This is a genomic window from Flavobacterium magnum, from assembly GCF_003055625.1.
Taxonomy (GTDB): Bacteria; Bacteroidota; Bacteroidia; order Flavobacteriales; family Flavobacteriaceae; genus Flavobacterium; species Flavobacterium magnum.
In genome coordinates this window covers 2966659-2988429 of sequence record NZ_CP028811.1, presented here as the reverse complement: position 1 = coordinate 2988429, position 21771 = coordinate 2966659, and the positions used below count along the sequence as shown (strand labels likewise).

General features: G+C 46.8%; 21 protein-coding genes. 11 read left to right on the top strand and 10 right to left on the bottom strand.

Features of this window, described 5'->3' with window-relative positions; all coding sequences use genetic code 11:
- Positions 1-5 precede the first annotated feature (5 nt).
- Positions 6-473, bottom strand: a complete 468-nt coding sequence (gene msrB / locus HYN48_RS12625) for a peptide-methionine (R)-S-oxide reductase MsrB (RefSeq protein ID WP_108372253.1) — start codon at positions 471-473, stop codon at positions 6-8.
- An 11-nt stretch (positions 474-484) separates the two neighbouring features.
- On the bottom strand, positions 485-1348 hold the full coding sequence (locus HYN48_RS12620) for an alpha/beta hydrolase (RefSeq protein ID WP_108372251.1): 864 nt from the start codon (positions 1346-1348) through the stop codon (positions 485-487).
- Between the two features lie 229 nt (positions 1349-1577).
- On the opposite strand from HYN48_RS12620, the gene HYN48_RS12615 reads away from it, so the two are divergent.
- The 3 genes from HYN48_RS12615 to HYN48_RS12605 all read left to right on the top strand — a co-directional run bounded on the left by HYN48_RS12615 (position 1578) and on the right by HYN48_RS12605 (position 5390).
- Positions 1578-1847, top strand: coding sequence for an LPXTG cell wall anchor domain-containing protein (locus HYN48_RS12615; RefSeq protein ID WP_108372249.1), 270 nt, complete (start codon positions 1578-1580; stop codon positions 1845-1847).
- Positions 1848-1985: 138 nt separating this feature from the next.
- On the top strand, positions 1986-3017 hold the full coding sequence (locus HYN48_RS12610; RefSeq protein WP_108372247.1) for a glycoside hydrolase family 130 protein: 1032 nt from the start codon (positions 1986-1988) through the stop codon (positions 3015-3017).
- Between the two features lie 12 nt (positions 3018-3029).
- A complete protein-coding gene (locus HYN48_RS12605; RefSeq protein ID WP_245945958.1) occupies positions 3030-5390 on the top strand; it encodes a glycosyltransferase in 2361 nt (786 codons plus the stop codon).
- A gap of 31 nt (positions 5391-5421) precedes the next feature.
- Here the strand turns inward: HYN48_RS12605 and HYN48_RS12600 are convergent, their stop codons facing one another.
- Positions 5422-5970, bottom strand: a complete 549-nt coding sequence (locus HYN48_RS12600) for a hypothetical protein (protein WP_108372245.1) — start codon at positions 5968-5970, stop codon at positions 5422-5424.
- 119 nt (positions 5971-6089) lie between these two features.
- Between HYN48_RS12600 and HYN48_RS12595 the strand changes: the two genes are divergently transcribed.
- The 5 genes from HYN48_RS12595 to HYN48_RS12575 all read left to right on the top strand — a co-directional run bounded on the left by HYN48_RS12595 (position 6090) and on the right by HYN48_RS12575 (position 10988).
- On the top strand, positions 6090-6644 hold the full coding sequence (locus HYN48_RS12595; protein ID WP_245945957.1) for a DUF1543 domain-containing protein: 555 nt from the start codon (positions 6090-6092) through the stop codon (positions 6642-6644).
- Between the two features lie 100 nt (positions 6645-6744).
- On the top strand, positions 6745-8274 hold the full coding sequence (guaA, locus tag HYN48_RS12590; RefSeq protein ID WP_108372243.1) for a glutamine-hydrolyzing GMP synthase: 1530 nt from the start codon (positions 6745-6747) through the stop codon (positions 8272-8274).
- Positions 8275-8309: 35 nt separating this feature from the next.
- Complete coding sequence (locus HYN48_RS12585; RefSeq protein ID WP_108372241.1) at positions 8310-10262, top strand: LysM peptidoglycan-binding domain-containing protein; 1953 nt, start codon at positions 8310-8312, stop codon at positions 10260-10262.
- Positions 10263-10264: 2 nt separating this feature from the next.
- The gene (locus HYN48_RS12580; RefSeq protein ID WP_108372239.1) at positions 10265-10669 is read left to right on the top strand and encodes an OsmC family protein; all 405 of its coding nucleotides are present in this window, start codon (positions 10265-10267) and stop codon (positions 10667-10669) included.
- 82 nt (positions 10670-10751) lie between these two features.
- Positions 10752-10988, top strand: coding sequence for a DUF3820 family protein (locus tag HYN48_RS12575; protein WP_108372237.1), 237 nt, complete (start codon positions 10752-10754; stop codon positions 10986-10988).
- Between the two features lie 17 nt (positions 10989-11005).
- Here HYN48_RS12575 and HYN48_RS12570 read toward each other — a convergent pair whose 3' ends face one another.
- From HYN48_RS12570 to nhaA, 3 genes are all read right to left on the bottom strand, one after another.
- Positions 11006-11410 carry a lipocalin-like domain-containing protein gene (locus HYN48_RS12570; RefSeq protein WP_108372235.1) on the bottom strand — a complete coding sequence of 135 codons (405 nt, stop codon included), beginning with the start codon at positions 11408-11410 and terminating at the stop codon, positions 11006-11008.
- A gap of 227 nt (positions 11411-11637) precedes the next feature.
- Entirely contained in the window at positions 11638-12960 is a 1323-nt protein-coding gene (locus HYN48_RS12565; RefSeq protein WP_108372233.1) for a TIGR00341 family protein, read from the bottom strand.
- On the bottom strand, positions 12953-14107 hold the full coding sequence (nhaA, locus tag HYN48_RS12560; protein ID WP_108372231.1) for a Na+/H+ antiporter NhaA: 1155 nt from the start codon (positions 14105-14107) through the stop codon (positions 12953-12955). Before nhaA ends, HYN48_RS12565 begins: the two co-directional genes overlap by 8 nt.
- 206 nt (positions 14108-14313) lie before the next feature.
- Here nhaA and HYN48_RS12555 point away from each other — a divergent pair, with 206 nt between their 5' ends.
- From HYN48_RS12555 to HYN48_RS12545, 3 genes are all read left to right on the top strand, one after another.
- Positions 14314-14865 carry a carboxymuconolactone decarboxylase family protein gene (locus tag HYN48_RS12555; protein ID WP_108372229.1) on the top strand — a complete coding sequence of 184 codons (552 nt, stop codon included), beginning with the start codon at positions 14314-14316 and terminating at the stop codon, positions 14863-14865.
- A gap of 61 nt (positions 14866-14926) precedes the next feature.
- Complete coding sequence (locus tag HYN48_RS12550) at positions 14927-15340, top strand: nuclear transport factor 2 family protein (protein ID WP_108372226.1); 414 nt, start codon at positions 14927-14929, stop codon at positions 15338-15340.
- Between the two features lie 2 nt (positions 15341-15342).
- Positions 15343-16221 carry a helix-turn-helix domain-containing protein gene (locus HYN48_RS12545; RefSeq protein ID WP_108372224.1) on the top strand — a complete coding sequence of 293 codons (879 nt, stop codon included), beginning with the start codon at positions 15343-15345 and terminating at the stop codon, positions 16219-16221.
- Positions 16222-16239: 18 nt separating this feature from the next.
- On the opposite strand, the gene HYN48_RS12540 is transcribed toward HYN48_RS12545, so the two are convergent.
- The 4 genes from HYN48_RS12540 to HYN48_RS12525 all read right to left on the bottom strand — a co-directional run bounded on the left by HYN48_RS12540 (position 16240) and on the right by HYN48_RS12525 (position 21758).
- On the bottom strand, positions 16240-17760 hold the full coding sequence (locus HYN48_RS12540) for a sensor histidine kinase (protein WP_108372222.1): 1521 nt from the start codon (positions 17758-17760) through the stop codon (positions 16240-16242).
- Between the two features lie 262 nt (positions 17761-18022).
- Positions 18023-19195 carry an alpha/beta hydrolase-fold protein gene (locus HYN48_RS12535; protein ID WP_108372220.1) on the bottom strand — a complete coding sequence of 391 codons (1173 nt, stop codon included), beginning with the start codon at positions 19193-19195 and terminating at the stop codon, positions 18023-18025.
- 142 nt (positions 19196-19337) lie between these two features.
- Positions 19338-19889, bottom strand: a complete 552-nt coding sequence (locus HYN48_RS12530) for a putative antibiotic biosynthesis monooxygenase (RefSeq protein WP_108372218.1) — start codon at positions 19887-19889, stop codon at positions 19338-19340.
- A gap of 288 nt (positions 19890-20177) precedes the next feature.
- The gene (locus HYN48_RS12525) at positions 20178-21758 is read right to left on the bottom strand and encodes an ice-binding family protein (RefSeq protein WP_108372216.1); all 1581 of its coding nucleotides are present in this window, start codon (positions 21756-21758) and stop codon (positions 20178-20180) included.
- Between the last annotated feature and the right edge of the window lie 13 nt (positions 21759-21771).

The following is a 21771-nucleotide window of genomic DNA, read 5'->3' as shown; positions in this document are numbered from 1 at the left end:
AGGTATTATTTTGCAGGAATAAATTTCAAGGCAACGGAACTTACCGTGTAGCGCGAACCGGAAGTTCCTGCCGCGGTATCAGTTGTTACCTGTCCCAGATGGCCTTCGCACTTTGAGCAGACGACTTCGGTAAGGACTGCACCGCTGCTGTCATCGGCAACGAACGTGACCGCGTTCTTAATCGGACGGTCGAATGTCGGCCAGCCGGCATCGGATTTAAATTTACTGGCCGAGTCGAACAACGGATTACTGCAGGCAGCACAGACGTAAGTACCTTTGTCCATTGTGTCCACATACTTTCCGCTAAATGCCTTTTCCGTGCCTTTGTCGCGAAGCACCCGGTATTCCTCAGGGGTAAGCTGGCTTTTCCATTCGGCATCGGTCTTCACGGTCAGCGAAGCGGTTGATTTTTCCTGTGCATTGACAGTCGCCATTCCGAAAAGGCCAACGCATAAATAAAGATACTTTTTCATAAAGACTTGATTTAGTTTTGAACAAATTCTGCTATATCATTAATAACCTCCCGATCGCCCAGAATTTTCCGGTGTCCCAGGCCTTTGGTAATCTTCAACATACCTTTTTTAAGGTGTTTATGAATGTGGATGGCACATTTTACAGGTACATCCTTATCATCATTGTCATGAATCACAAGCACCGGAATGTCAATTTTTCCCGCTGCAATATACGAAGAATAACTTTCCATAGTTTCCCCTTCGCGCTGTTCAAAATAGCGCCGCATGCGATCACTAATCTCGGGTGTCAATTGCAGCGCCCGTATAAAATCATCCATAATGTCCTTAATGATGTCGCCGCTCCCTATCGTAACCAGTTTTTTCAGGTGAAGACCTTTCCGCATGGCATTCAGCAATGACATACCGCCGAGCGAATGACCAACAGCGGCCTCAAACGGGCCGTACATCATGTCTATTTCCAGGATGCTTTCGATAAATTCCGGCATAAGTGTGGTTTTTCCGGCCGATTTCCCGTGCGCCGGCGCATCAAAACTTATGGTAGAATAACCTAAAGAAAGCAACGCATCTGCAATTTTAACCAATTGTGTGCCTCGTCCAGACCAGCCGTGAACCAGCAGGATCTTTTTTTCGCCTTCGCCATATTGGTAAAGGTTGATGTGCTTGCGGAGTTTGGGAATCAGGAGGCGCGTTTGAGAGCTCTGCAAATCCATGTGCATTTCACGTTTTGGAAGCGCATGCCGGATCGGTGTCGTGAAGAGGCGCGCAGCGAAACGTGTAGCGAGTGACGATGAGATCACAGACAGCAGTCTGCCTGTCAGCAGAAGGAATCGCGGAACCTTCAATGATGTGGTGGCGTTATTTTTTTGCTTAGGCATCAGGAGATGTTGAAATGTATTGTCATCGATTATTGGCCATTTTGCGTAAAATTAGTATAAATACCGCATACGCTGTCGGACTTTGTCTTCCAAAATTTATGGAATTCAAATCGAGGTTTTCACTTTAACCATATGGGTTCACAAACTTTCGTTAAACCCGGGTCACCGCGCTTGTATTAGACCTTGCGATGACTAACTTTATGTCATTATTAATTCAAATTCAATAACCATGTATAACAAAAAAGTGATTATCGGAGTAGCAGCGGGAGTTGCTGTTCTGGCCCTTGCAGGGATTTTATTGGCCAAAAAGAAAAAGTCAAAAAAACAAAAACTGATCGATAAGGCGGATGGACTTGCCGATAATTTCAAAAGCAAGTTACATAACCTGCAACGAAAAGCGCAGAAAGAGATCAAGCACGCCGCCGATCGTGGCGAAGAGTTTACGAATGTGGCCAGGGATCGCGCTGCCGACTGGATCGGGAAAGTAAGCCCAAGTTAGTTTTAAGCATATAGTTTTAAAAAGCCTTCGGAAACGGAGGCTTTTTATTTTGTTTAAATTCTGTAAGCTTTTGAAATTATGTCGTAAGAATTTCGGAGGCGTAATAAATATTTTTACTAAACTGAAATTTTAAAGAATATGGTAGCAGTCACAAAACACGGCATTGTGCTGGAAAAGAGGGAATTGGATTTTGAAATCGAAGGGGTACTCAACCCTGCAGTCATTCACGAAAACGGCCAGATCCATATGTTATACCGTGCGGTTGCGAAAGGCAATCGGTCAACTATAGGCTATTGCCGGTTTGACGAAAAAGACCCTCTTACGGTGGTGGAAAGATATGATAAGCCGATTGTCGTATCAGAATCCGATTATGAGAAGCACGGTGTAGAGGATCCGCGTATTGTTAATATTGACGGTACCTACTACCTGTCGTATTGTGCGTATGACGGCGTGAATGCCTTCGGCGCCGTAGCCACGTCAACCGATCTTTTCAATTTTGAGAAAAAGGGGATTGTGGTCCCACGGGTTGAAGGGGATACGTTCCGCGAGTGGCTTACGCACAGCGACGACCTGAACGTCAAATATTTCAGGCTCAACATGGGCGACAATTATATCTGGGACAAAAATGTTATTTTTTTTCCGAGAAAAGTTCACGGGAAACTGTTTTTCCTGCACCGCATCAAGCCCGGGATTCAAATCGCCAAAATCAAGGATATCGTAGAACTTGATGCCGATTTCTGGCAGGATTACCTAACAAACCTTGAAGACCATATCGTTTTGGATCCGAAGTACAATCATGAGCTGAGTTATATAGGTAACGGATGCCCTCCGATTGAAACTGAACACGGCTGGCTGATTATCTATCACGGCGTCCACGATGTCGTTACAGGTTACATGTATACTGCGTGTGCCGCGCTGCTCGATCTGGAAAATCCGGGCAAGGAAATCGCCAGGCTGCCGTATGCGCTTTTTGAACCCGAGAAAGACTGGGAATTAAAGGGTTACATCAATAATGTCGTATTTCCTACGGGAACGGCGTTACTCGATGATACCCTGTACATATACTACGGCGCAGCAGATGAGCGGATTGCCTGTGCCTCAGTAAGCCTTTCGGAATTGCTTTCGGAATTGCTTGCCAACAGAAAATCCGCTGAAACGCCAACCAACTAAAACAACGATATCATGGAAACACGCAACAACCTCAATGGCAAAATCGGAAGCACCAACTTCCTTTCGTTTATGCCGAAAGACTTTTTATTTGAAAATAACAATACTACTGAGCCGGGTAAAGTGCCGGAAGTCTTGTTTATCACCTCGTTTCCGCCGAGGCAATGCGGCATCGCTACGTACTCTTACGATTTGATTAAGGCCCTTAAAAAGCAGTTTGTGTATTCCTTCAACATCCAGGTCTGTGCGCTGGAAACCAATGAGGAACAGCACTCTTACGAAGAAGACGTTAAATACATTCTCAATACGTCAGAGGCCCGGTCCTACGAAGACCTTGCGGAAAAAATCAACGCCGACGACAACATCAAGATTGTGCTCCTGCAGCATGAATTTGGTTTTTTTGCGCACAGTATCAAGGAATTTAATGCGTTCATTTCCAGGTTGAACAAACCACTGGTGACGGTTTTCCACACGGTATTGCCAAGACCGGACGAAGTATTCAAGCAGAATGTGCAACACATCCTCGACACTGTAGATGGCATTATCGTCATGACAAACGGCGCTTCCGAAATCCTGTGCCGGGATTATGCAGTCGATGAATCCAAAATTTCGATTATACCTCACGGCACGCACCTGGTGCCGCACCTCGATAAAAAAATGCTTAAGGAAAAGTACGGTTTACAGGGCCGTAAAATACTGTCCACTTTCGGGTTGCTGAGTTCAGGAAAAAACATTGAGACGACCCTGGAAGCATTGCCCAATATCGTCAAGACTTCTCCTGAAGTACTGTTTCTGATCATCGGGAAGACACATCCGACGGTGGCGCTGCGCGAAGGCGAACAATACCGTGAGATGCTGCAACAGAAGATCACGGACCTGAATTTGCACAAACATGTCAAATTCATAAATAAATACCTGCCACTAGAAGAACTGCTCGATTATCTGCAGCTTACAGATATCTACGTATTCACATCGAATGATCCGAACCAGGCCGTGAGCGGCACGTTTTCGTATGCACTGAGTTGTGGCTGTCCCGTTATTTCCACACCGATTCCACATGCCAAAGAGGTCCTCGCGGAAGGCAGCGGCATTTTGTTTGATTTCGGAAATTCGGAGCAACTGGCGGAAGCGGTAAACAGGCTGCTTTTTGATGTGAAGCTGCGTAAGGAAATCATCCTTAACGGCTTGCACCAAATTACGGGAACGGCATGGGAGAACTCGGCCGTCGCACATGCCAAATTCCTTCAGAAGATTTCCAATAACCAGCTCGAGCTGCATTACCGCAATCCTGATTTCAATCTTGACCACATCAAAAAAATGACTACCGATTTCGGTATTTTGCAATTCAGCAAGATCAACACGCCGGACATCAACTCGGGTTATACGATCGATGACAACGCGCGGGCCATGATTGCATTGTGCCAGCATTATAAGATGACACATGATGAAGCGGACCTAAAATACATCAGGATTTACCTTGACTTTATAGCGTACTGCGAAAGGAGCGACGAGATGTTCATGAATTATGTTGACTATAATCATAATTTTACTTCGCAAAACAATGAGGTGAACCTTGAAGATTCTACAGGACGTGCCATATGGGGTCTGGGGTATGTAGTATCGTTGGCAAACGTACTTCCGGACGACATAGTCCAGAAAGCCGAGGATATCATGGAGCGCACGTTCCGCCATGTGCAGCACATACACTCTCCGCGCGCGATGGCGTTCATCATAAAGGGACTGTATTATTACAACCGCAGCATCGACAGTGCCCAGGCGATTGACCTCGCTACATTGTTTGCTGACAGGTTGGTGCAGATGTACCGCCATGAGTCGTCCGCAGACTGGAAATGGTATGAAAGTTACCTGACGTATGCCAACAGCGTACTGCCCGAAGCCTTGCTTTGTGCATACACCCTGACAGGAAATAGGGAATATCGCGACGTGGCTAAGGAAACGATGGATTTCCTGCTTTCAAAAACCTTCACCGATTCTGCGATAAAGGTCATTTGCAACAAAACGTGGCAGCAGAAAGGCAGCGACAACGACGCCTTCGGGGAGCAACCGATCGACGTAGCCTACACGATCATTACGCTGCGCAAATTCCACGACATTTTCAAAGACCCTGAATATTTACGAAAAATGGAAATGGCTTTCAATTGGTTCCTAGGAAACAACCACCTTGAGCAAATCATCTACAATCCTTGTACCGGTGGCTGCTTCGATGGATTGGAAGAGAAAAACGTTAATCTCAACCAGGGCTCTGAATCGACGGTCAGTTACCTGATGGCGCGGTTGATGAGTTACAAATATTTCGGTAATGAGGACAATGTATACAGCCGTAAAAAGAACAAGACCTATAAATTGGTAAATTAAAAAAAGGCCTCATCACTGAGGCCTTTTTTATTTAAGATTTTGTCTGCGGCAGCAGGGTCCTGACATCGGAGTCGTCAATCCCGTATGCTTTGATCACTGCATTGTAATCATTGTAATCGACGCGGTTTGCATTTTTGTTTGTAAAACTTCCCGGGATCACCACCACCCTGAAGGTCTGGTCGTTCAGGAATTCCGGCGACGCGCTGAGGTTCGTGCCGCGGCAATAGATTGCAAAATCTTCGACACTGAAGTCATAGTCATAGTCTACTTCTTCGCCAGTGTCGAGATAAATGGTACGCGGAATCAGCTGCCATATCGGGGTTTGAGCGTCAATGGTGCCAGAAAGCCGGTAAACCAGCACGGTCTCGGCATCAAAAAGATCGCCCCCGATCTCATTGGTAAACGTGCCGTAAATACGGTAACCTTCAGCACTGTTTACAAAATCCTGTTGCAGGATTTCAAACACCACACTATTGGGTCCGGCTGGCCCCTGAGGACCCGGCGCGCCGTCATCACCCTGGCATCCGTGAAAAATTGTGGCTGTTGCGATTACGGCCAGCGTTAAAAATAAACGTTTCATAGTTTCTTGAATTAAGATTGATAATTTTGGTTAAATGTATTTCAAAATGCTTCCGCAAAAAAAGGTTTTAAGAATAATTTAATGAAATGCTTCGCTTATTTTTGCAGAAAACCGACACAATGAAATTATTTATGGTAATGCTTGGTGCCACGCCACCGGGACGGTTCACGGAACAGCATGATATCTTTTTCGGGATTGGCAATTCATTGAAAGACCTGGTCCCGCATATGCAGGATTTCTGGCCGGAAGCGCTTGGTAAAATCCATATTGACGCCTGGCGCGAGGTGAGTCATGTCGACGGGTTTGAGATCAGCGTGGTGCCAAAGGAATCCGTTCCGCACCGGCAGCATCTGTTCTTTATCAATCTTGGTGGTTACCGCGAGAACGAATTCGAGGAATACCATTATAAGGTACTGGCGGTCGGAAAAACTTTGGCAGAAGCCTCGAAAAAGTCAAAACAAACGGCTTTTTACAAGCACTATAGTTTCAAGGGAGCCGAATCTCATATCGATGACAAGTTTGGGATTGACGTCGATGACATTTATAAAGTGGAGGATATGCTGCCCGGTGCATTCCGGGAAAACTACGCTTTGCGCATCAATCCATCTCCCGATGTCCGGGCTGACAAACTGCACATTGGGTACGTCAAAATTGAGAAACTCTTGAAGAAGTGACGCGCAGAATCCTACTTTTGGTGTGTCGTTTTGGTGAATAATTTTTTTGTAAAAACGAAAATACGTTTTCCCATTTCCGATTATAAGGTTACTTTTGCACATGCAACACAACGTACTCATTTTAGATTTCGGATCGCAATACACACAACTAATTGCGAGAAGGGTTCGCGAGTTAAATATCTTCTGCGAAATTTTCCCTTACAACCACATTCCGTCAGATTTATCAACCTACAAAGCCGTCATCCTTTCTGGAAGCCCGTTTTCTGTTCGCGCTGAGGACGCACCGCATCCGGAACTGTCCGGCATACGCGGAAAACTGCCATTGCTCGCGGTTTGTTACGGCGCACAGTATCTTTCGCATTTCAGTGGCGGCGAGGTCGCACCCTCTGACACACGCGAGTATGGCCGTGCAAACCTGAGTTACATCAAATCCGGAGAAACTTTTTTTGAAGGGGTGTCTGAAAATTCCCAGGTATGGATGAGCCACAGCGATACGATCAAAACACTGCCGACAAACGGTATCAGGCTGGCAAGCACGCATGACGTGGAGAACGCCGCCTACCGCATTGACGGCGAGACGACGTACGCGATCCAGTTTCACCCGGAAGTGTACCATTCGACGGACGGTAAGGCGATGCTCGAAAATTTCCTCGTAAAAATTGCGCACGTGCCGCAGAATTTCACCCCGAATGCGTTCGTTGAGGAAATCGTTGCGGAAATGCAGCAGAAAGTAGGCGACGATAAAGTCGTACTTGGACTTTCAGGCGGTGTCGACTCTACCGTGGCGGCTGTTTTGCTGCACAAAGCCATCGGCAAAAACCTGTATTGTATTTTTGTCAATAATGGCCTGTTGCGCAAGAATGAGTTTGAAAATGTACTGGATCAGTACAAACATATGGGCCTTAACGTAAAAGGGGTAGATGCCTCAGGACGTTTCCTCGATGCGCTCGCAGGAATTGAGGACCCCGAATTGAAGCGCAAGGCTATCGGACGCGTATTCATTGAGGTTTTTGACGACGAGGCCCACCGCATCGAAGACGTGAAATGGCTGGCCCAAGGTACGATTTATCCCGATGTTATCGAATCGGTATCTGTAAAAGGCCCTTCAGCTACTATAAAATCACACCATAATGTAGGCGGCTTACCGGATTATATGAAACTGCAGATTGTCGAGCCGTTGCGCATGCTTTTTAAGGACGAAGTGCGTAGGGTGGGGGCGACATTAGGCATTGATGCTGCGTTACTCGGACGACACCCGTTTCCGGGGCCTGGACTGTCAATCAGGATTTTGGGTGATATTACTCCGGAGAAAGTCCGTATATTACAGGACGTGGACGCCGTTTTCATTGACGGACTCAAATCCTGGGGATTGTACGATAAAGTCTGGCAGGCAGGCGCTATCCTGCTCCCTGTGAACAGCGTGGGCGTGATGGGCGATGAGCGTACTTATGAAAAAGTCGTCGCACTGCGCGCAGTGGAATCGACTGACGGGATGACCGCAGACTGGGTTCACCTGCCTTACGAATTCCTGATGAAAGTGTCTAACGACATCATCAATAAGGTAAAAGGCGTAAATCGCGTGGTGTATGACATCAGTTCGAAGCCTCCGGCAACGATCGAATGGGAGTAAATTCGGGTTTAGGTTATAATCTTAAAACAATATACATGAAACAATTATTGGTAGTTTTTGCGGCATCTTTGCTGGTTTCCTGTTCCGCATTTGCGCAGGATAAAATCATTAAGCATAAAGTAGCCAAAGGCGAAACCGTAACGCAGATTGCTGAAAAATACAAGGTTACGCCTGCAGAAATCTACCGACTCAATCCTGATTCGCAAAAAGGACTCAAGCCCGAAATGGTCCTGCTGATTTCGTCCGGGATGAAGCCACAGGCCAAGGTAAACGCCGATAACCAAGCGGTAAAAACCCATACTGTTGCGGCAAAGGAGACCCTGTACGGCCTTTCCAAAATTTACGGAATTACCGATGCAGAAATACTCAGGGCCAATCCAGGGCTAAGCCAGGACGGACTTAAAGTAGGGCAGGTTATCAATATTCCGGTGAAATCCGACGGCAAAGCGGGCATAAAAGAAGCAAAGCGCGACAGGAAATCGGACAAAAAGCAGGAACCGGTGGTACACACCGTCGTCTCGGGAGATACCAAATATTCGATCGCAAGGCAATACAATACGACGGTATCACAACTTGACACCGACAATCCCGAGATTAAGAACAGCCTTCAGATTGGCTTCAGGATCAAGGTTTTCCCTAATACCAATAAAGCGGTTCAGGAAGTGACTGTAGAAGAGGACAAAACCATCAGCATCAAGCCTGAGACCCGGAAACCTGAATTTATTGATTACCAGGTGAAGCCGAAAGAGACTTTGTACAGCCTCGGCCGCAAATTCGGGGTGGCGCAGGAAGAACTCTTCAAATGGAATCCGGAGCTGAAAGACGGTGTGAAGGAAGGCATGACCATCAAATATCCCGCGTCGGTGAAAGTCAATGAGACCGTAACCAAATCGGTTTCAGGACTGTCAAAAACCATCAACACCGACAATAGGAAACAGTTGGTGCTGTTGTTGCCCTTCAACATATCGAAGATTGAAGGCGATACGGTGAACTCGACTTCAGCGCGGCTTAAAAAAGACAAATTCCTCAACATGACGCTCGATTTTTATTCGGGGGCATTGATGGCTGTCGATTCTGCAAAAGCACTGAACCTGAATCTCGACATTAAGATATACGATTCCCAGGAGACCAAAAATTCATCCGCTGTGGCCACGCTGATTTCACAGAACAATATCGGTTCAGCCGATGTGGTGGTGGGTCCTTTTTACCAGTCGAATGTGGAGAAAGCGGCCGAACTGCTCCAGAAGAAAAGCGTTGCGGTCATTTCCCCGTTGTCAAAAGAAAGTACGGCTGCGTTTCCAAACCTGATGCAGTCGATGCCGTCACCAGAACTGGTTAAAAACGAAATGCTCGATTTTCTTCGCGCAAAAAATGGGAACATTACGGCCATTATCGACCCGAAAAGGTTGTCGGCCAAACAGTTTTTTACACAAAATCATAAAGACGTGAAACTCATCGGGCTCAATGAAAAAGGGCTTATTACGGCTGAATCGGTCGCGAAGGAGTTCGTTAAAGGCAGGATGAATTATGTCATCCTCGACAGTGAAAAAACCGGGCTGATACTCAACACACTCAACGTGCTTGTACCGATGATGGCCGATTACTCATTGCAACTGGTAATCCTTGAGAAGAATGATACCTTTGATTTCGAAGAAGTGCCCTTAGCAAAACTGGCCCAGCTGCATTTGCTGTACCCTTCGCTGACGAGGGACAACACCTCGGCTGAAGCGGCTATTTTCGAAAAGGATTACAAAGAGAAAAATAAGATTTTCCCAAACCAGTATGCCATCCGCGGATTTGATGTGGTTTTTGATGCAATGCTGCGCCTGTCCCAGGAAAAATCGTTTATGGAAACGGTGGAGACGACGTCAAGCGACCAGGTTGAAAACCGTTTCGATTATGAGAAGCTGCCCTCGGGTACTTACATGAACAAGGGATTTTACATACTGTACTACGACACGGATTTATCTGTTAAAGAAGCAAACTGATTATGACATCGAAAGTAACCTATCTGGGTGACCTGCGCACCGTTTCAGTACATCTGCAATCAGGAAGGGAAATCATTACTGACGCTCCAACCGACAACCATGGAAAAGGCGAGGCATTTTCCCCGACCGACATGGTTGCCAATTCCCTCGGCAGCTGTATGATTTCGATTATGGCCATCAAATCAAAAGACCTGGACCTGGATCTCACGGGGTCGACCGTCGAAATCACCAAAATAATGCAGCCTGAGCCGCGGAAGATCGCTAAGATTGTTGCGGTGGTTCAGATGTCGATCGCCACGACGGACAAAAACAAAACCATATTGGAGCGTGCGGCGATGACCTGCCCGGTATTCTTAAGTCTGCATCCGGATATCGAAAAAGATGTAACCTTCCACTGGAAGGCATAGCAGAATCCGGAATCGGTTTTGATCATTGATCTGCGCGATACCGGCGTTTTACTGAGACTTTAAGATAACCCCAAACACAAATATGTCGCCGGACCAACAGCAGCTGATAAAACTGGCGCACGCCAAAATGCCTTTCGGGAAATATGAGGGGCGTTTCCTCATCGACCTGCCCGAGTATTATGTGGTCTGGTACCAGCAGAAAGGCTTTCCCAAAGGTTTGTTGGGTCAACAGTTACAGTTGGTTTATGAACTGAAGCTGAATGGCCTCGAAGAGCTGATCCGCAACATCAGGAAACAGTATCCTGAGCCTCGCAGATAGCTTCCTGCCCGGTTGATTTACTGCGTCAGTGAAATCGTCAGCCCGTTTTTAATCAGTTCCATCTTCCTGAGGCCTTTCCGGTCACGGACAATCGCCTTAAAATCATTACTGAACATTTTACACATCGGGTTATCGCCTGCGTACACTATTGTCAGGCGGTTTCGGTTTATCGTCCAGGTGAATTTTTCAGAGTCCTTATCGGTGAAATTGAAATTCCCCGTGTTATCGGCTTTAAAATATACCGTCATCTTCGCTGCAGGCAACGTCTCGCGGTTCGCGGCACTCCCGTCGGGAAGTTGTTCCGCTGTCCTGGCTTTCTCGAAAATCCACTGTCCCTGGATCTGCTCTGCAATATCGGTTTGGGCGTAGTGTATTTTGGGATAGAGTGCAACCAGGATTACGAGCAATATTTTTTTCATCATTTTTTAAGTATTGGTTTGAAATGGAAAGCAACAGTGCACAACGTGCCAATCCTGCTCTGTTACTTGTTGATGTTCAATTAAATCGGCGGAATTGGCGCAATTTAAGAGGTGTCACAACAGCTGCAAAAATAATTTATTTAGCCGAATACGTACGTAAAATTTAGAGTTACGTTGACGGGGTTTTAAAATTCATGTTGTACGAAAAGCTGTGCGGTAAATGAAAATGACTATTTCCTTCTTGTTTTCGGCTTGGCTAACAGCTGACCGTAAATCTCCATCTCTTTAACCTGTAATTTCTGCTTAAGCCAGGTTGCCAGTTTTTCTTTCTCATCCTCAGTCAGATTTTTGCTGGCTTTGTACAGCATCACGCAGACCGTTTTTGTGCTGTCGGTGCCTTCGTTGAACTGGTGCCCGGCAATCGAGATATTCTGTATCGCAGGGAATAGTATTTTTACCTCGGGCAGTATCCTCGCATTGTCAATTTTCGATGATTGCAGCTGCTTTTTGAGATTCGCGATTGCAATATCTTTTTCATTAATCGCCGCTTTTTCCGAGCCAATCTGGTTAAGGATGTCCCTTTTTAAATCTGTCGTGTCCTGCCTGATCCGCAAACGGGAATTGTCAATCTTGTACCGCCTGAGTTTCTCGTTGAGTTCCAGTATCTCATCATGGCTGAACTTTTTTGTCAGGAAAGCCACTTCAATAGTATGCGGGTTGCTGACGTATTTGGTATTCTTGTAAATGATGGTGTATCCTTTGCTGGTGAATTCGCTTTCGATATACCGATTGACTTTTTCATTGAACTTCTTTTCTTCGTATAGTTTGAAAGCAAAATAAATGCTGGGCACCATTAACACCAGGATCAACGCCGTCATGGCGTACCTGACCTGTTTCTGCCTTTTGGGGTTGACTTGTTCGACAGGCCGGTATTTTAAATATTTGATGATGATAAACGTGGCAATACAAATGAATACGCAATTGATGATATACAGGTACATCGCACCGAAGAAAAACTTAAAATTGCCAATAGCCAGGCCATACCCAGCGGTACACAAGGGCGGCATCAGCGCGGTGGCAATCGCGACGCCGGGAATCGGGTTTCCCTTTTCTACACGTGTTATCGCAATCACCCCTACGAGTCCGCCAAAAAAGGCAATGAGGATGTCATAAATATTGGGCGCCGTCCGGGCCAGCAGCTCGGTTTGGGTTTCCTTGAACGGACTCAGGTAAAAATAAATCGTGGAGACGGCAAGGCTGACCAATGTGGCAATTAAGATGTTCTTCAGTGATTTCCGAAGCAACGCGAAATCGAAAATACCCAAACCGAAGCCGGCCCCCACAATCGGGCCCATCAGGGGTGATATCAGCATCGCGCCGATAATGACGGCAGTGGAATTGACGTTGAGCCCTATCGATGCCACGACAATCGCGCAGGCGAGGATCCATAAGTTTGAGCCGCGGAAAGACGTGTTCGCGGTTACATTTTCAAGCACCTTTTTCCGGTCTTCTTCTCCGTGGTTCAGATTTATGAATTGTAGTATCCTATTCATCGGTTTCCTCGATTTGCCTGTTCAAAATGAATCGTAAAGCCGTAAGCCCGATCACACCGGCGGCCAGCGATGACAACAGGATGATCAATTTCGCATGGCTGATTACAGTCTGATCGTCAAAGGCCAGCAAGGTGATGAATATCGACATCGTAAAACCGATACCACCCAGGAAGCCGACGCCAATTATCGCTTTCCACGACACATCAGAAGGAAGTTTGCAGATACCCAAAGACACGGCCAGGAAACTTACCAGGAATATGCCGACCGGTTTGCCTACGATCAGTCCCAGCGCAATGCCAAGGCTGTAATGCTGAGATAGGGTGTCGGCAATATCCGAATTCATTACTATGGCGGTGTTGGCCAATGCGAAAAGCGGTAGGATAATGAATGCGACGGGCTTGTGCAGCCAATGCTGCAGGATATACGATGTGGATTTGTGCCCGCCATTCCCGAACGGAACCGCAAAAGCCAGCAGCACGCCTGTAATCGTTGCATGTACTCCGGAATGCAGCATGTAATACCACATGAAAACACCACCAATAAGATAGGGGATCAGGTTTCGGACCTTAAGTCTGTTCAGCACGAGCAGCAGCCCGAAAATTCCCATGGCAATGCCAAGGTTCACCATCGATGCCGATTTGGTGTAAAACAGGGCAATCACGAGTATCGCACCCAGATCATCGATTACCGCCAGCGCGGTCAGGAACACTTTGAGTGAGGTGGGTACGCGTTTGCCCAGCAGCGAAAGTATCGCTAATGCAAAAGCAATATCAGTTGCCATGGGTATTCCGGCTCCTGATTGTTCTGACGTGCCGTAGTTGAGCAAAAGGTATATCCCTGCAGGGACCAGCATGCCGCCAATGGCTGCAAAGATGGGCAGCATAGCCTCGCGGATGTTTGAAAGCTCGCCAATGTAAATCTCCCGTTCCAATTCGAGGCCGACCATCAGGAAAAATATTGCCATCAGGCCATCATTGATCCAATACTCTACGGTTTGGCCGGCAAAAGCACTGTGCCAGAAATGCGTGTATCCCGAACCGAAGGTTGAATTTGCGAGTAGGAGTGAAGTTACTGTGCAGCAGATCAGGATGAGTCCGCCGGCTTTTTCATTTTCAAAAAAATCATTAAATAAACGGGTCACTCGCATAGAAAGCTGTTTTTACAAATATCCGAAGTTTATTCCTTATGGCCGCCAATCGCATTCATAAGATATTGTGAAGAAAAGCCTGAAAGTCTTCGCCGCATCGGGATTGAGGAAAATTGTCCATCTGATTTTGTCAATTCTCCATTTTGCAGTACGGGCAAGTGTTGCAATTTTGCCTTGTCAATAAGACATAACTTAAATCAATTATCATGACACGTATTAAAGCTTTGGATCCTGAGCAGGCATCAGGAAAGACAAAAGAACTGTTCCATGCCGTGCAGGCCAAATTGGGCGTGGTCCCCAATATGATGAGAACGATGGGCAATGCCCCTGCCTTGCTGGAAGGATACCTGAACCTCAGCAGTAGCCTGGGAAAAGGGAAACTGGGAGGCCGTACCGGAGAGCTGCTCGCACTCGCTGTTTCTCAAAGCAACTCCTGCAGTTACTGCCTCTCGGCGCACACTTTTATCGGCAACCAATTGCTGAAGGTGGATTCGGACGTACTGTCATTGGCCCGGTCGGGAGAATCGGCAGACGCCAAGACCCATGCCATCCTGACATTCGCAAAGGCGCTGGTCAGCAAAGGCGGACTCGTCAATGATGACGATGTTAACAATGCCAAAGCCTCCGGCATAACCGATGAGGAACTGGCCGAGATCGTCGGACATGTGGCGCTGAACATCCTGACTAATTATTTCAACAATACGGCGGATACCGAAATCGACTTTCCGGTGATCACCTTTGACAGCATTAAGGCGTAATACTTTCTTAACAAATGCCGTGTCCGGTTTTCCGACACGGCATTTTATTTATTTTTACAGTATGGAAGAGAAAAGATATCCAATACCGCCGTTTACCATGGAAACCGCGATGCAGAAAGTACAGGCGGCTGAAGACGCGTGGAATACAAGAAACCCCGAGCAGGTCGCCATGGCTTACACCATCGATACGGAATGGCGGAACCGTACCGACTTTATCAACGGACGCGCCGAAGTCAGGGCGTTCCTCACTGCGAAATGGGACAAGGAACTAGGCTATAAGCTGAAAAAAGAATTGTGGGGTTTCCGGGAGAACAGGATGGCCGTCCGATTTGAATATGAATGGCATGATGTAAACGGACAGTGGTACAGGAGTTACGGGAACGAACTTTGGGAGTTCGATGAAAACGGATACATGCGCAAGCGGTTTGCCAGCATCAACGACCTGCCAATCGCCGAAACGAATAAAAAATTGTAGCGATGGAGCACGGAGCACTTACAATGGTTAATCCGCAGAACGGTAACCTGGCCTTCAAAATATTCGCGTTCGCCGATAACAGTCATTTCGACCATCTGCAGCGGCACAATTATTATTCGCTGATTTGGGTAAAGGAAGGGTCCGGGATAGTGAAAGCCGACTTTTCCGAAAATGAATTCGGCAGCAGTTCGCTATTTGCGTTCTCACCATATCAGCCGTTCCTGTTCAAGGCGGAGAAAGCCCTGTCAGGGATTGCCCTGCAATTCCATCCGGATTTTTACTGCATCCATATGCACCAGAAAGAGGTGGCCTGCAATGGTGTGTTGTTTAACAACATTTACGACCCGCCAATGACCCGCATCAGCGGCTCCGATATCGCGACACTGGATATGCTGCTGGTACAAATGAGGAATGAGATGACGAACCCTGCGCTGGCCCAATATGAGAGTCTCGTGTCCTACCTTAAGTTGTTCCTGATTACGGCATCGAGAGCAAAAACCAGTCAGCAGCCCAGTGCCATGGCTGCGGTCGCTGGATTAAAGGAACCTTTCTTACTGCAAAACCTGAAAGAGGCCATTGAGCATAATTTCAGGAGCAAACATACGCCGGCTGATTATGCCGAGGTGCTGAAGGTCCCGCTCAAGGCACTGGCCCGTGTCACGAAAAACCACTTCAATAAGACGCTGACCGATCTCATTTCGGAACGTATAATTATCGAAGCCAAACGGGAGTTGTACCTCACCAACAAACCGGTTAAGGAAATTGCGTACGACCTGGGTTACAGCGATGAGTATTACTTCAGCAGGTTCTTTAAAACCAACGCCGATATATCGCCTCAGCTATACAGGGATACGGTGGGTTTTGGGAAGGCCGCCGGATGACCGGCCACGAAAGAGGTATCAAAGCGTACTGCTCTGTTGTTGCAACGGAAGTAAAACGATGAATTCCGCGCCGTTTCCTTTATTGCCGGACGCGCTGATGGTCCCATGGTGCCGCTCTGTGATTTTCTGGCATAACGCCAGCCCCAATCCCGTACCTTCGAACTCATCCTTGGAATGCAGCCGCTCAAACGGACTAAAAATTTTTTGTGCATGCTCGATATCAAAACCGATGCCGTTGTCTTTCACAACAATCCGCACGTGCATATTGCCGTCAATCATTTCTTCAGTGCAGGAAATGATGACCCGCGGCGGATCGTCAGGCTTCGAGAATTTAAGCGCATTGTGGATCAGGTTGTAGAACAGCTGGTGTATCAGGATAGGGGCACCCTCAATCTCCGGGAAGTTTTCCTTGACTAAAATGGCTTCTTTTTCCTGGATAATCAGTTCCAGATCGGTCTTGATATTTTCGATGATGGTATCGAGACTCATCTTTTTGACATCGTGCCCCGATTTGTTCAGCGTGGAATAATTCAGGACGCCTTCTATAATAGAGGTCATCCTTTCCGTTGACTGTTGTATTTTTTCAAAATAAGCCACGTTTTTCTCATCAATGGATTCGCCTAACCGACTTTTCAACAATGAATTGAAAAAGCTGATTTTGCGCACCGGCTCCTTGAGGTCATGGCTTACGATATTGGCAAACTGCAACAGGTCTTCATTGGAACGTTTTAACTCGGCAGTGCGCTCGGCGACCAATTTCTGGAGTTCTTCTGAAAATTGCTTTTGGTCACTGATGTCCTGCACGATGCCCAACAGTGTGACCGGATTACCCTCTTCGTCTTTGAGAATGGTTCCGATGATCCGAACCCAGCGCAAAACCCCTTCGGCAGGAATTATCCTGACTTCATACAGCATCGTACCCGACGTTTGTGCCTCGAGGTGAGCCTTATCCCGGATGTGCACGTCGTCAGGATGGATCCTGCCGGTGATATCTTCCCTGGAAACAGTTCCCGTGGTTCCCCAGATATTATGGAAATCCCCGGAGGTCGTTATGTTGCCGTGTACCAAGTCTGCTTCGTAAGTGCCCAGGCCCGCAGTGGTGATGGCGAGGCGTAATTTTTCCTCGGTTTCCTGTATGTGCTGGCGTGCCAGGCTGAGGTCGGTAACATCAGCACCGGTATTCATAATGGCGTATGTTATGCCTTCTGAATTTTTGAGGGGTATAAAACTGTAATTAAAGTAATGGGGTTTTAATATGCCGTCAATCGTAATGTCTACCCGCGTGTTGTTGGCATGAAACGGAATTCCTGTCCTGAGAACCGAACGGGCCTGGTTGAAAATCTCCTGCTGTTCCAATTCGGGCAGTATTTCCATATAGCTTTTCCCAATCACACCGGCGCCTTTCCCATAGGTTTTAATCATCGCCTCGTTGGCCAGCACTATCGTGAGGTCTTCTCCGAGGTACACGCCTACAGGCAGCGGCGTGTTTTCCACAACGCTTTGCATCAGGTCAAGTTTTTCTTGTAATGATTGTTCCATAGGTGTTTTTCAGGAGGCTAAATTTAGCATTAATACCGTTTAGCGAAGTTACAACAAGGGTTAAACTTATTACAAAATTGCCATAAGTTTAAAAAAACCTTTTCGATGGCAAGCCAACGAAAATAAACAAAATGAATCCGCTGCGGATGTCTTTTCAAGACATTTCTAAATTGAACTTTAAAAAAACACGAAGTCTTAGGATGCAAAGTCCTACGATAATTGTGCGTGGTTGTTGCGGTTGGTTTGCATCAAAGGATACGTTTTAATTCCAGAGCACGACCTTGAGTTGGAGTACGTTATTTTCTGCGTGGTTTATGACAATATTTTCATTCGAATCGGTGCTTTGGTTTGTTACCGCCTGGGTCTCCCAGCTTCCTTTGGTAATTTTAAATTCCATGGGAAATTGGACATGCAATTTGATTTCACGCTCAAAATCCGAAACTTTTTCGAGCTTTATTTTTCCCGGATCCCAATTTCCCAAACCAATTTGATTTCCGGTGATGTAGGCCTCGTCCGTTTTTTCAGGAACTGACAATTTCAATATGATATCTTTGGCAGGCGATTTGATAGGGTATGGATTGTGTTCGATAAACGTTTTCAACAATGTTAATCCTTCGATTATTGACGGTAGAAAAACCGCGCGATGATCAAATTCGGGAAAATCCTTAACTACCACCTGATATTTCCCGAAGTCTCTGACGTGCCTTAAAAATGCAGTGACTTTTTCATTTGGTTTATCCCAGGAACTTCCCCAGACCTGTGCCTCGTTGGCGCGGCTGACGTATAAAAACTTATTTTCGGCAGGCTTAAAAAAATCTATTTTCTGAAAATCGTTGGCAAGGCGGTCGTTATCGTACCCGAGGTTCGGCGATACACAGATAAATCCCGTGAACATTTCCTGTTCGTGTATAGCCTTATCTAATACAAACGATGCACTCAACGAATGCCCGACCAAATGGCGGGTGTTTGTCGTACGGTATTTGTGGTCAATATACGGAATCACTTCGCTGCTAACATAACGCCAGAAATTTTCAGCGTTCGGGTTATCAGTGTATTTTGCGACTGACTCCTCATTTGGTTTCGGGATAAAGTCACTGTTTCGATAATACTTTATTTTGTCGTTTGCCGGTGATGTAATCCCAACGACGATAAACTTCTTTTGCGGGAAGAGGAAATTTAAGGAAGAATGTACCAGGTCAAAAAACTCCCGGTCCTGCGCGTCGAAAACATAAATGACATCAAATGCCACCAGGTCGCGTTTTTCATATTGCCAAGGGGTGTACACAAATATCTGCCGTTCCTGGTTCAGCGATTCCGATCGGAGCAGGAAACTTTCGATATTGGTGGTCTGTTGGGAAAAGCCCTGTGCACCTAAAGACAGCCACAAAAAAATGACTAGGTATAGTTTTGGTATAATCTCAGAAAAGCGTCTCATTTACGAATGGGTTGAAAAAATGCTTGACAACGTCTGCTGGCCTGCTTGAGCTGGGTAAACTGAGCATCCGAAACGAAGTTACGGAAAAACGCCACTTATTTTACCTAAACGCGGGAATTACTATGGCCGGTGATGCCTGAATTCAATTGTAAAGCCAATTCCTTATGAGTTTGGTATACCTGGGCATAAGTAAATATATCATGATAAAAACGATGACACCGGAGATGAAAAAAGAATGTACAACTTTGTTTTCCAGAACATTTAATTTGTTAAGTATAGGAATAACTGCCAACGGCGTCAGCATGGACAAGGGGAAAATTGCAGACCATGTCACCAAATATTGTTTCCATCTCACCGGACTTTTCGCTGTCTTATTCTCAGTGTCAAATAGAAAATCCAAACCTGAATTGATGGTATAGTTGTCCTTTTTCGCAAAAAATGGCGTCGCCTTTTGAATGAGCTTTTTTCTGGTATCGGATTCCATCCACGTCTTCAGGTTTTCAATCGTATCATATCTAATGATGACCGTGTAGCTGAAAGTCAGGTTTGGGATAGGTCGGATGATCTGCCAGTCGATATGACCAACCGAATTTCTGCAGGCCGGCTCGATTTCTTTTAGCCAATCCTCATATAAATGTTGCTTGCCATGCCGTATTTGATGACTGATCACCACTGATGCTCCCGGTATTTCCATAGACTTTACATATTAACTTCATCACCCAACCCTGCAGTCAGGTCATGGCAAGGTAACAATAATTCCGGAGGCTGAAAATTTTATTCCGATGTGCAAGCCGCTTGCTGAACGATGACAACGCGCGGAGACCCATATTGCAGGCTGTAAATAAAAAAAGCCCGCAAATACGATGATTTACGGGCTTTTTTACACAAACAGTTTATGGAATCCGGCTTGCGCTGTCTCTTCAGGTTTCCGGCGGATTGCCATTGGAATGTCCTGAAGGTGACGCCTTCCGCGGTGGAATTGTTATTTGGCTATGAGTTTGCCTGATGCTACGTTCCCGCCGTCGTCTGTAACTTTGTAAAAGTAAATGCCTGCAGGAACATTTATGTACAACGTGTTCTGCTGTTGCTGTAATTTTGCATCGTATACCTTCGCGCCAAGGACATTATAAATTACGATGTCGCTGCTGCCCGAATCGACGGTGACGTTAAGAACACTTGAGAACGGATTAGGATACATTTTTACCGACTGTCCTACTCTTTCCTTAATAGCTAAAGCAGTGCAGCCCGAAGTCATCTGTGCGTTAATGCCAAATGTGCTGACACCACCCGATGTTGCCATGGCCCGACCCTCTATGGTTACCCCCGTGTTCAGGATAATCGCGCCATTGTTGCCGATCATGGTGCCTTTGAAATAGGCATAATCATTCAGGCTTACCGCACCATCTACCTGCCAGAATACATTTTTTGCCTGCGCGCCGTTTTGCAGCACCACTGAGGCGTAAGTGCCCGTCGAGAATGCACCGCTTACCTTAAGGACAAAAACGGCGTCTGCATTATCCTGTGCATTTAAATACAAGGCGCCTGTCAATACTGTGGCTCCGTTTAGTAAGTAGGTGTGCGGGGTCAGTACGAGGTCGCTGCCCAACATTTCAGGGTACAACAGTTCAATATCTGTAGGCAGCGTGCTGATGTAGGCATACGCGGTATTGAGGTCGGCTGCCGCATTAGCGGTGGAAACGTCCGGATTCGGGTGTATCGTGCCGGTCACATTCTCTGTCTGGAAACCGGTAGTGATTCCTGAATTCGTCCCCACATCGCCGGTTATGAAAGTAATGCCCGTGTTGGTAACCTGCCCGTTGCCCGAGAAAACGGTGTAACAGGCCGCAGACGCGAGTGGAGCAGCTACCGGTCCGGTCAGTACGGGTGTAGTGCAACCTAAAGGTGTCGCCACGGTAACGCCCGATACAGTTACTGCGCCGGTAGTGGAAAGTGCACGTCCTTCCAATGCAACACCGGTGTTAAGGACGATGGCAGCATTAACGGCTACAATCGTACCTTTTATTGAGGTGTTGGTGGCAAGGTCCACCAATCCTTCAATCCGCCAGAACACATTACAGGCAAGCGCCCCGTTTGTAAGCAATACCTGTGCGTTGGCGGCAGAGGAGAATGCGCCCCCGATTTGGAAAATAAACACCGCATTGGAATCGTTCTGGGCGTCAAGGGTCAGCGTGCCGTTTAAGGAAGCCGTCTGGCCGATTGCATAGGTACCACCGGTAAGTGTCTGGCCATTACCCAATAATGAGTCCGGAAAATGGTCTGGGATGGAAGCACTCAGCTGCGCGCTGATCAGCAAAAGATCGGATGCCGCGGCGGCAGTTGTCCCATCGCCGTCGTGCATATTGCCATCAACATTTCCAAAGTTGGTGCTTGAACCATTGTTGGTGCCGACATTTCCGGTGACATGACTCAGACCGGTGCTTGTCACCGCGCCGTTTGAAGAAAAAAGGGCGAATGTACCCGCCGGACCGACCGCGGGCGCCTGTGCCTGCATAAAACTGCCAAGCAGGATTGCTGCAGTGGTGAAAAGTAATTTAATATTCATGGTGTCTTATTAG

Excerpts from the sequence above, each read along its gene's own strand:
- HYN48_RS12610 (WP_108372247.1), top strand. The coding sequence starts at position 1,986 with ATGGTAGCAGTCACAAAACACGGCATTGTGCTGGAAAAGAGGGAATTG.
- HYN48_RS12600 (WP_108372245.1), bottom strand. The coding sequence starts at position 5,970 with ATGAAACGTTTATTTTTAACGCTGGCCGTAATCGCAACAGCCACAATT.
- HYN48_RS12580 (WP_108372239.1), top strand. The coding sequence starts at position 10,265 with ATGACATCGAAAGTAACCTATCTGGGTGACCTGCGCACCGTTTCAGTA.
- guaA (WP_108372243.1), top strand. The coding sequence starts at position 6,745 with ATGCAACACAACGTACTCATTTTAGATTTCGGATCGCAATACACACAA.
- HYN48_RS12565 (WP_108372233.1), bottom strand. The coding sequence starts at position 12,960 with ATGAATAGGATACTACAATTCATAAATCTGAACCACGGAGAAGAAGAC.
- HYN48_RS12615 (WP_108372249.1), top strand. The coding sequence starts at position 1,578 with ATGTATAACAAAAAAGTGATTATCGGAGTAGCAGCGGGAGTTGCTGTT.
- HYN48_RS12530 (WP_108372218.1), bottom strand. The coding sequence starts at position 19,889 with ATGGAAATACCGGGAGCATCAGTGGTGATCAGTCATCAAATACGGCAT.
- HYN48_RS12545 (WP_108372224.1), top strand. The coding sequence starts at position 15,343 with ATGGAGCACGGAGCACTTACAATGGTTAATCCGCAGAACGGTAACCTG.
- HYN48_RS12570 (WP_108372235.1), bottom strand. The coding sequence starts at position 11,410 with ATGATGAAAAAAATATTGCTCGTAATCCTGGTTGCACTCTATCCCAAA.
- HYN48_RS12535 (WP_108372220.1), bottom strand. The coding sequence starts at position 19,195 with ATGAGACGCTTTTCTGAGATTATACCAAAACTATACCTAGTCATTTTT.
- HYN48_RS12575 (WP_108372237.1), top strand. The coding sequence starts at position 10,752 with ATGTCGCCGGACCAACAGCAGCTGATAAAACTGGCGCACGCCAAAATG.
- HYN48_RS12550 (WP_108372226.1), top strand. The coding sequence starts at position 14,927 with ATGGAAGAGAAAAGATATCCAATACCGCCGTTTACCATGGAAACCGCG.
- HYN48_RS12540 (WP_108372222.1), bottom strand. The coding sequence starts at position 17,760 with ATGGAACAATCATTACAAGAAAAACTTGACCTGATGCAAAGCGTTGTG.
- HYN48_RS12595 (WP_245945957.1), top strand. The coding sequence starts at position 6,090 with ATGAAATTATTTATGGTAATGCTTGGTGCCACGCCACCGGGACGGTTC.
- HYN48_RS12605 (WP_245945958.1), top strand. The coding sequence starts at position 3,030 with ATGGAAACACGCAACAACCTCAATGGCAAAATCGGAAGCACCAACTTC.
- msrB (WP_108372253.1), bottom strand. The coding sequence starts at position 473 with ATGAAAAAGTATCTTTATTTATGCGTTGGCCTTTTCGGAATGGCGACT.
- HYN48_RS12620 (WP_108372251.1), bottom strand. The coding sequence starts at position 1,348 with ATGCCTAAGCAAAAAAATAACGCCACCACATCATTGAAGGTTCCGCGA.
- HYN48_RS12525 (WP_108372216.1), bottom strand. The coding sequence starts at position 21,758 with ATGAATATTAAATTACTTTTCACCACTGCAGCAATCCTGCTTGGCAGT.
- HYN48_RS12585 (WP_108372241.1), top strand. The coding sequence starts at position 8,310 with ATGAAACAATTATTGGTAGTTTTTGCGGCATCTTTGCTGGTTTCCTGT.
- nhaA (WP_108372231.1), bottom strand. The coding sequence starts at position 14,107 with ATGCGAGTGACCCGTTTATTTAATGATTTTTTTGAAAATGAAAAAGCC.
- HYN48_RS12555 (WP_108372229.1), top strand. The coding sequence starts at position 14,314 with ATGACACGTATTAAAGCTTTGGATCCTGAGCAGGCATCAGGAAAGACA.